10 protein-coding genes and 1 tRNA gene are annotated in these 12,392 nt (G+C 62.5%); 3 read left to right on the top strand and 8 right to left on the bottom strand.

What is annotated here, in order from left to right; genetic code table 11:
* Positions 1 to 174: 174 nt before the first annotated feature.
* From H163_RS0117125 to H163_RS0117110, 4 genes are read right to left on the bottom strand one after another with little or no spacing between them, the layout of a single operon-like run.
* The gene (locus tag H163_RS0117125; protein WP_026355980.1) at positions 175 to 906 is read right to left on the bottom strand and encodes a proteasome-type protease; all 732 of its coding nucleotides are present in this window, start codon (positions 904 to 906) and stop codon (positions 175 to 177) included.
* 40 nt (positions 907 to 946) lie between these two features.
* Positions 947 to 1,762, bottom strand: coding sequence for a transglutaminase family protein (locus H163_RS0117120; protein WP_019965837.1), 816 nt, complete (start codon positions 1,760 to 1,762; stop codon positions 947 to 949).
* A gap of 32 nt (positions 1,763 to 1,794) precedes the next feature.
* A complete protein-coding gene (locus tag H163_RS0117115; protein WP_019965836.1) occupies positions 1,795 to 2,739 on the bottom strand; it encodes an alpha-E domain-containing protein in 945 nt (314 codons plus the stop codon).
* A gap of 5 nt (positions 2,740 to 2,744) precedes the next feature.
* On the bottom strand, positions 2,745 to 4,169 hold the full coding sequence (locus tag H163_RS0117110; protein WP_019965835.1) for a circularly permuted type 2 ATP-grasp protein: 1,425 nt from the start codon (positions 4,167 to 4,169) through the stop codon (positions 2,745 to 2,747).
* Positions 4,170 to 4,376: 207 nt separating this feature from the next.
* On the opposite strand from H163_RS0117110, the gene H163_RS0117105 reads away from it, so the two are divergent.
* The gene (locus tag H163_RS0117105; RefSeq protein WP_026355979.1) at positions 4,377 to 5,909 is read left to right on the top strand and encodes an acyl-CoA carboxylase subunit beta; all 1,533 of its coding nucleotides are present in this window, start codon (positions 4,377 to 4,379) and stop codon (positions 5,907 to 5,909) included.
* A 110-nt stretch (positions 5,910 to 6,019) separates the two neighbouring features.
* Here the strand turns inward: H163_RS0117105 and H163_RS0117100 are convergent, their stop codons facing one another.
* From H163_RS0117100 to cobD, 3 genes are read right to left on the bottom strand one after another with little or no spacing between them, the layout of a single operon-like run.
* Positions 6,020 to 6,628, bottom strand: a complete 609-nt coding sequence (locus H163_RS0117100; RefSeq protein WP_019965833.1) for a DUF938 domain-containing protein — start codon at positions 6,626 to 6,628, stop codon at positions 6,020 to 6,022.
* Between the two features lie 36 nt (positions 6,629 to 6,664).
* Positions 6,665 to 7,639, bottom strand: a complete 975-nt coding sequence (gene cbiB, locus H163_RS0117095) for an adenosylcobinamide-phosphate synthase CbiB (RefSeq protein WP_019965832.1) — start codon at positions 7,637 to 7,639, stop codon at positions 6,665 to 6,667.
* Positions 7,633 to 8,652: a threonine-phosphate decarboxylase CobD gene (cobD, locus tag H163_RS0117090; protein WP_019965831.1), complete on the bottom strand. Its 1,020-nt coding sequence runs from the start codon at positions 8,650 to 8,652 to the stop codon at positions 7,633 to 7,635. The genes cbiB and cobD overlap by 7 nt, the downstream gene beginning before the upstream one ends.
* Before the next feature lie 414 nt (positions 8,653 to 9,066).
* On the opposite strand from cobD, the gene H163_RS23085 reads away from it, so the two are divergent.
* On the top strand, positions 9,067 to 11,316 hold the full coding sequence (locus H163_RS23085; RefSeq protein ID WP_160118254.1) for a putative bifunctional diguanylate cyclase/phosphodiesterase: 2,250 nt from the start codon (positions 9,067 to 9,069) through the stop codon (positions 11,314 to 11,316).
* A gap of 40 nt (positions 11,317 to 11,356) precedes the next feature.
* Here H163_RS23085 and H163_RS0117080 read toward each other — a convergent pair.
* Positions 11,357 to 11,430: transfer RNA gene (locus H163_RS0117080), tRNA-Cys, on the bottom strand.
* Positions 11,431 to 11,715: 285 nt separating this feature from the next.
* Here H163_RS0117080 and H163_RS0117075 point away from each other — a divergent pair.
* Positions 11,716 to 12,378, top strand: coding sequence for a protein-L-isoaspartate O-methyltransferase family protein (locus tag H163_RS0117075; RefSeq protein WP_026355977.1), 663 nt, complete (start codon positions 11,716 to 11,718; stop codon positions 12,376 to 12,378).
* The last annotated feature ends 14 nt before the right edge of the window (positions 12,379 to 12,392 follow it).

Here is a 12,392-nt window from a genome sequence, read left to right as displayed (position 1 = left end):
GCCGCCCCGGCCTTGTGCCGGGGCCTGTGATGGGCGCACTTCCGGTCAAGTTCTTCTATTTTCAATCTGATGCCACTCGTCCCTTACAGGTCCCGGCACGGAGGCCGGGACGGCGCGGGGAGGGGGCTGACGGATACCGGAAGCACCGCCGGGACGGTGCGGCTTTCTGAAGCTTCAGATCTCGAATTCCGGGATTTCCGTGAACGCTTTGCGCAGGGCGTTGGACCATTCCGAGGAAAGCGTCTGGAAGTACGGATCTTCCCGGTCGATGCGCTTCTGGCGGTGGGCGGTGAAGCTGTCCGTGTTGTAGAGCATCAGGTCGATGGGCATGCCGACCGAGAGGTTCGAGCGCAGGGTGGAATCGAAGGACAGCAGCGCCATCTTGGCCGCAGCGCCAAGGCGCATGTCGCGGCGGGTCACCCGGTCGAGGATCGGCTTGCCATATTTGTGCTCGCCGATCTGGAAGAACATGGTGTCGTCGGTGGCCTCGATGAAATTGCCAGCCGAATAGATCTGGAACAGGCGCGGCGCCTCGCCCTTAATCTGGCCGCCGAAGATGAAGGTGACGAAGAAGCTCTCCGCGCTTGCTGCCAGTGCATCGCCATCCAGTGCCCGCACATCCCGCACGGCCTGCCCGACAAGGCGGGCCGCCTGGAACATGGTGTCCACGCTCATCAGGTTGATCTTGTTGAGGGTGGGCGAGGCGATCTGTTCGGACAGGATCGACACGACTGACTGGGTGATGGCGAGATTGCCGGCGGTCAGCAGGGTGAAGACACGCTCTCCCTGCTCTTCCCAGACATGCAGCTTCTTGAAGGTGGCGATATTGTCGACACCCGCATTGGTGCGGGTGTCGGCAGCAAAGACGAGACCACGGTCAAGTTTCAGGCCAACACAATAGGTCACGGCAAAGGGGTCCGCTTCATCATCCGGCCGCTTCGGCCTGTTATTGTTGCTGCTGGCTTCCGGTGCGGGCCACATCAACCTCAACATCAAGGTTTTCTTCCATGCCGCCGAACCGGATGCCGCGTATCGGAGCAGCGGAACGCGAGTCCAGCCCAGCCGTCAAGCGGATATACCGCTCTGTCGGGCAAATGCCGTTGGAAATATCAAAGCCGACCCAGCCCAGCCCCTCGACATAGGCCTCGGCCCAGGCGTGATGAGCCTCCGATTCCTGCGCCTCGTCCAGCAGCAGATAGCCGGAGACATAGCGGGCAGGCACTCCGGCGGCACGGGCAGCAGCGATGAAGATATGGGCGTGGTCCTGGCACACGCCTTCACCGGCGGCGAGCACCTGAATGGCCGTGGCATGGGTTTCGGTGACGCCCACCTTGTAGCCCACTTTGTCGCGGATCGCGTGCATCAGGGCGTGGCAGCCGCCGATCTGGTCGTCGTCCGTCACAAGGCTGGACAGCCTGCGGATGGCGTTGTTGGCCTCCGTCAGCGGTGTTACGCGGGTGTAGATCCGCACCGGCGTCTCCACGGGCTCCTCGCCCAGAACGCCGTTGAGGTCGGTGGTTTCCACCGTGCCGGAGGCGGTGATGGTAACGGCCTCCAACTGTTCGCGGCTTGAGATCATGTGCACCAGATTGCCGAAAGCATCGTGGTAGGTTGTTGCGCGGTCCATGCCCGGAGCCTCGATGCGCCAGTCAATGATGTTCTGGCCCGCGCAGGCAGGCGGCGTCAGCCGCAGCTGCTGCATGGCATTGGCGAGCGGCGTGTCATAACGGTAGTGCGTTGTGTGGCGGACTGTCAGGCGCATCGGATGCTGGCTCCTGCCTTCGGCCTTTTCTATCAGGCAAAATTGTAATCACGGGCGACCCGGTCGGCGAAAGCATTGTTCCGGAGGGTGAAGTCCACCAGGAACTCGTGCAGGCCCTTGCTGTAGATATCCCGCATCTGTCCGGCCCTGAGCTGTTCCTGCATCGCGCCGGCCAGGGGAGCGCTTGGCATCTGCTCGCCATAGAAGGCCGTGAGATCGTTCATCGTGCTGTTGAGCCAGTCGTAGCTGTGAGCAAGCGAGCGCGGCATCTCCCGGCGCAGGATCAGGAATTCAGCGATATTCGCCGCCTTCAGCTCTGCATTGGGGAAGGCGAAGCGGTAGCTTCTGAGGCCGGACATGACGCGCAGGATCGAGGACCACTGGTGATGGTGCCCCTTGCCGGCCATGTCGGTGACCGGCAGCAGGATCCAGTATTTGGCATCCAGCACCCGCGCCGTGTGGTCGGCACGTTCGACAAAATGGCCGAGTTGCGAGAAGGAATAACCGTCATCGCGCAGCAGCGTGCCCAGCAGCGCACCGCGGAACAGCATGGCGCGCTGGCCGATCCAGGCAAGAAACTCCGGCAGCTTGTCCTGCGTCAGCGTCTGCGGCTTCACGTCGCTGAATTCGATCCAGGTGGTGTTGATCGCCTCCCAGAGTTCGGACGTGATGCCGGTGCGCACGGCGCGGGCGTTGTTGCGGGCCATCTCCAGACTGTTGCGGACGGAGGAGGGGCTCTCCTTGTCGAACAGCATGAAATTCGTCACCGCGCGCGAGGTCACCTCGCCGGATTTCTCCATGAAGGCAGATTCGCAGCCGGAGCCAGCCAGCGCCGAGCGCCAGTCCTCAGCCTCGTTCATGCCCTGTTGCGGAATCATGGCGGTGCGCCATGCCGCTTCCAGCAGGCGTGCGGTGTTGTGGGAGCGCTCCTTGTAGCGCGACATCCAGAAAAGGGAGGCGGCTGTGCGGCCGAGCATGATGATCAGTCCTCCAGAACCCAGGTATCCTTGGTGCCGCCGCCCTGGCTCGAATTCACGACCAGGGAGCCCTTCTTCAGCGCCACGCGGGTCAGCCCGCCGGGGGTGATCCGCACCTGATCACCGATCAGGACATAGGGGCGCAGGTCCACGTGGCGGGGGGCAACCCCGGAGGCCACATGGGTGGGGCAGGCAGACAGCGACAGGGTCGGCTGGGCGATATAGTTCTTCGGATTGGCCTTCAGGATCTCCCGGAAGGCGGCAATTTCGCGCTTGGACGCGGTCGGGCCGATCAGCATGCCGTAGCCGCCCGAGCCATGCACTTCCTTGACGACGATATCGGCGAGGTTGTCGAGCACATAGGCAAAGTCGTCCGGCCGCGAGCAGTTCCAGGTCGGCACGTTGTTCAGGATCGGCTTCTGGCCGGTGTAGAACTCGATGATGTCCGGCACATAGGCATAGATGGCCTTGTCATCGGCAATGCCGGTGCCCGGCGCATTGCAGATCGTGACCGTGCCTGCCCGGTAGGCATCGAAGAGCCCCGGCACGCCCAGCATGGAATCCGGGCGGAAGGTGAGAGGATCGAGGAAGGCATCGTCAATGCGCCGGTAGATCACGTCCACCTGCTTGGGCTGGCGCGTGGTGCGCATCCAGACCTTGCCATTGTCGACGAAGAGATCGCGCCCTTCCACCAGCTCCACGCCCATCTGGTCGGCAAGGAAGGCGTGCTCGAAATAGGCCGAGTTGTAGATGCCCGGCGTCAGGATGCAGATCGTCGGCTCCTTGCGCGTCGTGTCGGGCGCCACGCTTTCCAGCGTCTGGCGCAGAAGATCCGGATATTGCTCGATCGCCGCCACCCGGTGCATCTGGAACAGATCCGGGAACATGCGCATCATGGTTTCCCGGTTCTCCAGCATGTAGGAGACGCCGGAGGGCGTGCGCGTGTTGTCTTCCAGCACGTAGAAGTCATTCTCGCCAACGCGCACCAGATCGGTGCCGATGATGTGCGAATAGACGCGCCGCGCCGGAGTGAAGCCCACCATTTCCGGCAGGAAGGCATCGTTCTGCAGGATCAGTTCGGCCGGCAGCCGCCCGGCGCGGATGATCTCCTGCCTGTGGTAGATGTCATGCAGAAAGGCGTTGAGGGCACGCACGCGCTGCTCTATGCCGGCCGACAGGCGGCGCCACTCGGCGGCGGAGATGATGCGCGGGATGGGGTCGAAGGGGATGAGGCGTTCCGTCGCCTCCTGGGCGCCATAGACGGCAAAGGTGATGCCAAGGCGCCTGAAGATTGTTTCTGCTTCCCGGCTTTTGCGCGTCAGGAAGTTTTTCGGCTGGCTGTCGAGCCATTCGGCCAGTCTTGCGTAGGCCGGCCTCGGCCGCCCGTCTGCCCCCAGCATCTCATTGAAGACCTCCCGCTCTGGCGCCATTCCGTACCCCGCCGTTATTGCTGTTCATTTAGGCAAGCATGGCAAATCCGCGCAGGCTGCAAAAGAACAATCTTCACGCTCATGTGCCTAGAAGTTGTGCAATGTCCCTGGCGTTGACGGCAAAGGTCCTTCTTTGTGCTGACTTCTCGCCTTTGGCCCTGACGTGGTAGACCCTGCGGCAGATGTTTTTTTCTGAAGAGGCGGATGATGAAGGATATCCTGGCCGAACTGGAGCACCGGCGCGAGACAGCGCGGCTGGGGGGCGGGCAGCGCCGCATCGGCGCCCAGCACGGGCGCGGCAAGCTGACGGCGCGCGAGCGGATCGACATCCTGCTGGACGAAGGGTCCTTCGAGGAATTCGACATGTTCAAGCAGCACCGCTGCACGGACTTCGGCATGGACGAGGCGCATATCCCCGGTGATGGCGTCGTCACCGGCTGGGGCACCGTAAATGGCCGTGTCGTCTATGTTTTTTCCAAGGACTTCACGGTCTTCGGCGGCTCGCTGTCCGAGACACATGCCCAAAAAATCATCAAGATCCAGGACATGGCCCTGAAGAACCGCGCGCCCATCATCGGCCTGTTCGATGCCGGCGGCGCGCGCATTCAGGAAGGCGTGGCAGCGCTTGCCGGTTACGGCGAGGTGTTCCAGCGCAATGTCACCGCCTCCGGCGTCATTCCGCAGATCTCGCTGATCATGGGCCCTTGCGCGGGCGGTGATGTCTATTCCCCGGCCATGACCGACTTCATCTTCATGGTGCGCGACACGTCCTACATGTTCGTCACCGGCCCGGATGTGGTGAAGACCGTGACCAACGAGACGGTGACCTCCGAGGAACTGGGCGGTGCCAGCATCCACACCACCAAGTCCTCCATCGCGGATGGCGCCTTCGAGAATGATGTGGAGGCGCTTCTGGAAATGCGCCGCCTCATCGACTTCCTGCCGATGAACAATCTGGCCGATGTGCCGGAGGTGGATTGCCACGACGATCCCTCCCGCATCGACATGAGCCTCGACACGCTGGTGCCGGACAATCCGAACAAGCCCTACGACATGAAGGAGCTTGTGATGAAGACGCTGGACGAGGGGGATTTCTTCGAGATCCAGGCGGGCTTTGCCAAGAATATCATCACCGGCTTCGGCCGCCTCGAAGGGCGCACCGTGGGCATCATTGCCAACCAGCCGATGGTGCTGGCCGGGGTGCTGGACAGCGACGCCAGCCGCAAGGCCGCCCGTTTCGTGCGCTTCTGCGACTGCTTCAACATTCCGGTCGTCACCTTCGTCGATGTGCCGGGCTTCCTGCCGGGCACGGCGCAGGAATATGGCGGGCTGATCAAGCATGGCGCCAAGCTGCTGTTCGCCTATGCGGAAGCGACGGTGCCGAAAATCACTGTCATCACCCGCAAGGCCTATGGCGGGGCCTATGACGTGATGAGTTCCAAGCACATTGGCGGCGACATCAACTACGCCTGGCCGAGCGCCGAAATCGCGGTGATGGGGGCCAAGGGCGCGGTCGAAATCCTCTACCGCTCCGAGCTTTCCGACAAGGACAAGATCGCCAAGCGCACCAAGGACTATGAGGACCGCTTCGCCAATCCCTTCGTCGCGGCCGAGCGCGGCTACATCGATGAAGTGATCATGCCGCATTCCACCCGCAAGCGTGTCTCCCGCGCCCTTGCCCTCCTGCGGTCCAAGCAGGAAGAGCTGCCCTGGAAGAAGCACGACAACATTCCGCTTTGAGGGACAGGCGCGAGCCTCAATGGGGCTCGCGCCTTTTTACTGCTTCCCGCGGCTGACCCAGTCGCCACGCCGTCCCGGCCTTGTGCCGGGACCTGTCAGGAAAGCAAGGCTCAGCCCCGCCGGTAGATCAGCAGCTGGTTGTTGGCCGGCATCGCATGGTCGGAGAGGAGCGTCAGGCCGATGGCGCGGGCGAGGGCGTCGACTTTTTCAAAGTCACGCAACCCGCTCTTCGGGTCCTTCTTGCGCAGGCTCTGGTCAAAGGCCTCGTTGCTGGGCGTGGTGAAGGCACCACCATATTTGAAGGCGCCATAGATGGCGAGCGTGCCGCCCACTGCCAGCGTTTCGCCGACCCCTTCAAAGAACGCTTCGACGCCCTCCCAGCTGACGATGTGCAGGCTGTTCGAGGTGTAGATGGCGTCGAAGGCATCGTCTGCCTCCCGGTCCGGCGTCGGCCAGGGCAGGTCGAGCACGTCGAGTTCCAGCGGTTCCCCGATGTTGTCGAGGTCAGTTTCAACGATCCGCTGTTCAAGGCCCGCCAGATGCTCGGGCAGATCGCTGGGCTGCCAGACGAGATGCGGCAGATTCTTGGCGAAATGCACTGCATGCTGGCCCGTGCCGCTGGCAATTTCCAGCACACGGCTTGACCCGGCAAAGGCGTCTTTCAGGATTTCGAGGATGGGGGTCTTGTTATTCTCGGCAGCTGCGGAAAACGGGATCATCTCACGGTCCGGCCAGTGTTTTCATGGATCATGGCATCAGGATAATGCCAGAGCCATGATGAGAAGCAGCAAAGCCTCGATTGCGCAAGCCCCTGCAAGCACATGCAGGGCCCGGCGGATGTCGGCTTCGCCTGCATCCTTGCGTCCCTCAGGGTTCATGAAAGGGTCTTCCACCCGGTAAGTGGCATAGGCGCGCGGGCCCGCCAGTGCGACGCCAAGGGCCCCGGCCATCGCCGCCTCCGGCCAGCCCGCATTGGGGGAGCGGTGCAGCCCGGCATCCCGGCGCACTGTAGCAAGGGACCGCAAGGGCGAGCCGGTGACCAGAGGGGCGGCCAATGCGATGAAAAGCGCCGAAAGCCGTGACGCAGGCAGGTTGATCAGGTCATCAAAGCGGGCCGAAGCCCAGCCGAAGTGCTGATGCCGGGCCGTCTTGTGGCCGATCATGGAATCGGCCGTGTTGACGGCCTTGTAGGCAATGAGCCCCGGCAGCCCGAGTACCGCGAACCAGAAGACCGGGGCAACAACGCCGTCGGAAAAGTTCTCGGCACAGGATTCGATGGCGGCACGGGAGACGCCGCTCTCATCCAGCTGCTCCGGATCGCGCCCGACGATCATCGACACCGCCCTTCGGCCTCCCGCCAGCCCACCGTCCCGCAGGCCATCGGCGACGGCCTTCACATGCACATAGAGGCTGTTCTGGGCGAGGAACACGGCGGCAATGACAATGATTCCAGCCTCGCCATAGGGCAGGGCGGAAAGGCCTGCCTGCAGCAGAAAACCGGTGCCCGCCCCCCCTGCCACCAGCAGGACAAGCGTCAGTATGCCTGTCATACGGCGCAAGGCGGCAGACCACCTTTTGCGGTTGAGGCTGCGGTCCAGCAGGCTGATCAGCTTGCCGATCCAGACCACGGGATGCGGCAGGCGCCGCCACAGCCAGTCCGGATCGCCAATGACAGCATCAAGGGCTATGGCCCCCAGCAGCAGCCAGAGCGCCAGCGGGTCGCTCAGCACGGTGTTGCCTCGTCGTGTGATGCCATGGCTTCGGTGAGCGCCTGCCGCAGACGGGCAAGGCCTTCCGGCGAGCCGGGCAGGCCAAAGCGCAGCCAGCTGGGGGCGTAGTCGAAGGCACGCACCCAGATGCGGCGCTGCGCCAGCGCCTGATGCAGGCGGGCGGCACCCGGATGCTCCGCCAGTACGTAAAGCGAAGTGCCGCCGCGGATCGCAAGGCCTGCGGCACGCAGCACGTCCTCAAGCGAGGCCATTTCCTGCGCCAGCTTCTTGCGCATTGCGGCCTGCCAGTCCAGATCCCGCAGGGCCTGCGTACCGACTTTCAGCGCCGGGCCGCTGACGGACCAGCTTTCCAGGCGCCGGGCAAGGGCATCCGTCACGTTCCGAGGCCCCGCCAGAAAGCCGAGGCGCAATCCGGCAAGACCGAAGAACTTGCCGAAGGAGCGCAGCACCAGCACCGGCTCATCCATGAGATGGGGCAAAAGGCTGCGGGACGGATCCACGTCGGCAAAGGCCTCGTCCACCACCAGAAAGCCGCCGCGCTGCTGCATGTCTCCGGCAAGCTTCAGAAGCGCCTGCGGTTCGTGCCAGCGGCCATCGGGATTGTTGGGGCTGACGATGAGGGCGATCCGGTCTTCCGGCCCCGCACGGAAAATGTCTGAAGTTTCGCTCACCTGCCGCCCGGCTGCGCGCCAGGCATCGCCGTGGCTGGAATAGGTGGGTCCTGCGATGGTGACGCCGCCTTCCGGCAGCAGGGCCGGCAGATGCGGCAGGATGACCTGCGTGCCCGGCGCTGCGGCAAGGCCGAGATGCGCGGGCACCTGATAGGCGGCACGGGCTGCTTTCAGAAGGCTTTCCTGCGCGGCATGCGCGGGCAGGCGAGACCATGCGGAGGCAGGCAGGCTGGCAGGTACCGGATAGGCATGCGGATTGATGCCGGTCGACAGGTCCAGCCAGTCTTCCTCCGCCCCGCCGTAAGTGGACGTGGCCTGAAACAGATCGCCGCCGTGTTTCATCGCACTCTCTATGCTTGCACTTGCCGCCGCCAGCCGGGACGGCACAGGCTGGAGGTAACCTGATATGGGCATAGGGCAAAAGGTTTTTTTGCCGCCGGCCGGCTGCGATGCTGCGGGCTTGTTGTGCTGCACCAGTTCAGCAGCCCGGCTTCAGTTCAATTTTAGCAAAGTTGATATCGGCAAGTTGATCTTTTGCGGTTTATTCAAGCTTATGAGTCTAAGTGAAAAGATGTTTGGGAATGCGCAGCGGGTTGCCTCAGGGGGAGAAATATGAACTCCAAATGGAAGCCTGTAATTTCTACTTATGGTGAAATTAACAGTTTGGACTCTGGCGAGCCAGACGGTGCACCAGCTGGCGAACTGCACCGCGATCCTGCCAGTGATCTTCCGGGTGAGCCGGGCAGAAAAATGGGCGTGCTGGTTGACGACCTTCCGGACTGCGGGCGTGTGTTGCGCGAAAGCGGGCCGTGTGTGCCGCAGCAGTTCCTGCAGGAACGTGTCTGGTTGCGCACCATGTTTGATCAGGTGGCTGATTACCTCTTCATCAAGGATACCCGCTGCAGGTTTGTGCTCGCAAACCGCGCCGTTGCTGCCGATCTTGGCCTTGAGTCAGCGGACAGCCTGACCGGCAAGACGGATCTCGAGCTGCATCCCTTTCCTGTTGCCATGGGCTTTTTCAGGGATGAAAGGCAGGTTCTGCGCACCGGCATTCCCTTGATCGACAAAGAGGAATGCATCATTCAACCCAATGGTGCCCGCCGCTGGTTTGCGTCCTCGAAATATCCTCTGCGGGACGATGACGGAAACATCGTCGGCCTGTTTGGCGTCTGCCGCGATATCACCGAGCGCCGGAAAGCCGATGGCCTGCGTGATGCGCAGGCCCAGGTGCTGGAGATGATTGCCTCCAGCGCCCCGCTGTCCGACGTGCTGGAATGCATGGTCCGCCTTATCGAAGGGCAGCTGGATGGTGCGGTCTGCTCCGTTCTGCTTCTGGATGAGGAGGGGCGGAATTTGCGCCACGGAGCAGCACCCAGTCTTCCGAAGGCCTATTGCGATGCAATCGATGGGATTGAGATCGGCCCCAGCGTCGGGTCCTGCGGCACAGCAGCCTTCACGCGGAAACCCGTGACGGTTGGCAATATCCAGACCGACCCTCTTTGGGCGGACTTTCATCCGCTCGCCTCGAAATTCGGGCTGCGCTGCTGCTGGTCTACCCCCATCATGTCGCTGGACGACCGGGTGCTGGGCACCTTCGCGATCTACAAGAAAACGCCAGGGCTGCCCGGGCCGGTGGAAGACAGGCTGATCGCTGACACGGCCCGGATCGCGGCCATTGCCATTGAGCGCAAGCGCGCCGAAGAGCAGATCCGCTTTCTGGCCCACCATGATCCGCTCACCAGCCTGCCGAACCGCAGTCAGCTTGAAAACTCCATTGACGCGGCCTTGGGACGAGTGCGCGGGCCGGAAGAGCGTGTGGCCGTGGTCTTCGTTGATCTCGACAATTTCAAGACCGTCAACGACAGCCTCGGGCATGCCGCCGGTGACCGGCTTCTGCTCGCCATGGCTTCAAGGCTGAGCGAGGAGGTTCGGGGGCGCGGCAAGGTTCTGCGGCTGGGGGGCGACGAATTCGTCCTGATCCTTGAGGGGGCGGCCGCATCCGCCAGTGCAATGCCTGCATTCTTGCGCGAGCTGAAGGAAAAGCTCTCGTCGCCGGTGCAATTGGCAGGGCAATCCTTTCATGTCACCTGCAGCATGGGCGCCGCCTGCTATCCCGATGACGCAACGGATGCAGCTGCACTGGTCCAGTGCGCCGATACGGCGATGTATATGGCCAAACGCGCTGGCCGCAATACGTTTCATCTCTATTCACCGGCAGAAGGACAGACGTCCTCCTGCAAGCTCCAAATGCTGGAAGGGATTCGCCGCGCGCTGCGGAACCGGGAATTCATCCTGCATTATCAGCCGCAGATTGACCTTTCTGACAACCGGATCACGGGCTTTGAAGGTCTGGTGCGCTGGGAAAACCCGTTCGAAGGCCTCATCATGCCGCGCTATTTCGTGCCGCTGATGGAAGAGACAGGGCTGATCTGCGAGCTTGGTCACGTGGTGCTCGGGCAGGCGGTGGAGCAGGCGCGTCTCTGGCAGGAGAAAGGGTTTTCCGGTTTCAAGGTCAGCATCAATATCGCGCCGCAACAGTTCAGTGATCCGGACTGGACCCGGACAGTCATGGATGCTCTCCGGCGGGCAGGCCTCGGGCCGGGGCTGCTGGAGCTCGAAATCACCGAAGGCGTGCTCATGCAGAATGTGGAGCGGGCGGTGGCCGTCATGGCCGAGTTGCATGCGCTGGGCGTTGGACTGGCCATCGATGATTTCGGCAAGGGCCATTCAAGCCTTGCCTCGCTCAGGAGGTTCCCCGTATCCCGGCTGAAGATCGATGAAGGCCTGGTGCGCCACATTGACCGGGACGAGAGCGACAGAGGGATTGCGGAGGCTGTGGTGACACTCGGGCAGAAGCTGAAGCTTCGGGTCATCGCCGAGGGAGTCGAGCGCGCAGAACAGGTGGATGCACTGCGCGAAATTGGCTGCCCGGAGGCGCAAGGCTATTTTCTGGGCCTGCCCATGACAGCTGAAGACGCGACTTCTCTGCTCGAAGCGCAAGCCTGAGAGCTGCAATCAAACTGTACTTGATGAAATGTATGGGAGATGGAGGCCTCGCCCGGAATCGAACCGGGGTGGACGGATTTGCAATCCGCTGCGTAACCACTCCGCCACGAGGCCTTGGCGCGTCTTTTCGACTACCGCCCCTTGTCTGTCAAGCGGCCTCTTTGCGTTTTCCCTTTCTTCATCAGCAGGGGCCGATGGTGTCTGGCAGAGGCGGCAATCGCCGGAGAACGCGAGGTGAGGCGCTTCAGGGTTCCGCAGCCTTTCAGAAGGACTGGCTCCGAAAGTCTGGAGAAGGCATGGGCTGCGCCGATCTGCCCCTTGTCACGCCTGTCTGCGCCCGGTAAGGGATCAGGCAAGAAAGTTGGAGAGGCTTTCGCCAGAAATCGAAAGAGGCACGCGATGGGTGACTACGCGCAATCCCGCACGCGAATGGTGGATAACCAGCTCAGAACCAATGATGTAACCGATCTGCGGATACTCGACGCGATGGAATCTGTCCCGCGCGAGCTGTTCGTGGCAGGTTCGAAGAAGCCGGTTGCCTATATCGATGAAGACACGCTCGTGTCCGACACCGGCGCACCGCGCTATCTCCTCAAGCCGCATGTGCTTGGCAAACTGATCCAGCTTGCCGAAGTGAAAGCGGATGACGTCGTGCTCGTTGTTGGCGGAGCGTCCGGCTACAGCACTGCCGTGCTTGCCGGGATCGCCGGGACGGTTGTGCAGGTGGAAGAGGATGCCGGGCTTGCAGCCCGCGCCAGCCAGACACTTGTCAGCCTTGGCATCGAGAATGCCGCCGTTGTCGAGGGCAAGCTCACCGAAGGCTGTGCTTCGGAAGGCCCCTACGACGTGATCCTTCTGGATGGCGCCGTTGATTTCATTCCCGAGCAGCTGGCCGGCCAGCTGAAGGACGGCGGCCGGCTTGTGGCCATCGAAGGGCGTGGCGGGGCAGGTGTTGCCCGTATCTATCAGAATTCCGGTGCAGCGATTGGCGCCCGCTTTGGCTTCAACGCCAGCGCGCATACGCTGCCTGGCTTCGGGAAGGCGGCCGAATTCGTCTTCTGAAAACACACATATCT

The sequence above is a fragment of the Pannonibacter phragmitetus DSM 14782 genome, from assembly GCF_000382365.1.
In the GTDB taxonomy this organism is placed as follows: Bacteria; Pseudomonadota; Alphaproteobacteria; order Rhizobiales; family Stappiaceae; genus Pannonibacter; species Pannonibacter phragmitetus.
The sequence above is the reverse complement of the archived record's forward strand: the minus strand, read 5'-3'. Positions and strand labels throughout refer to the sequence as shown.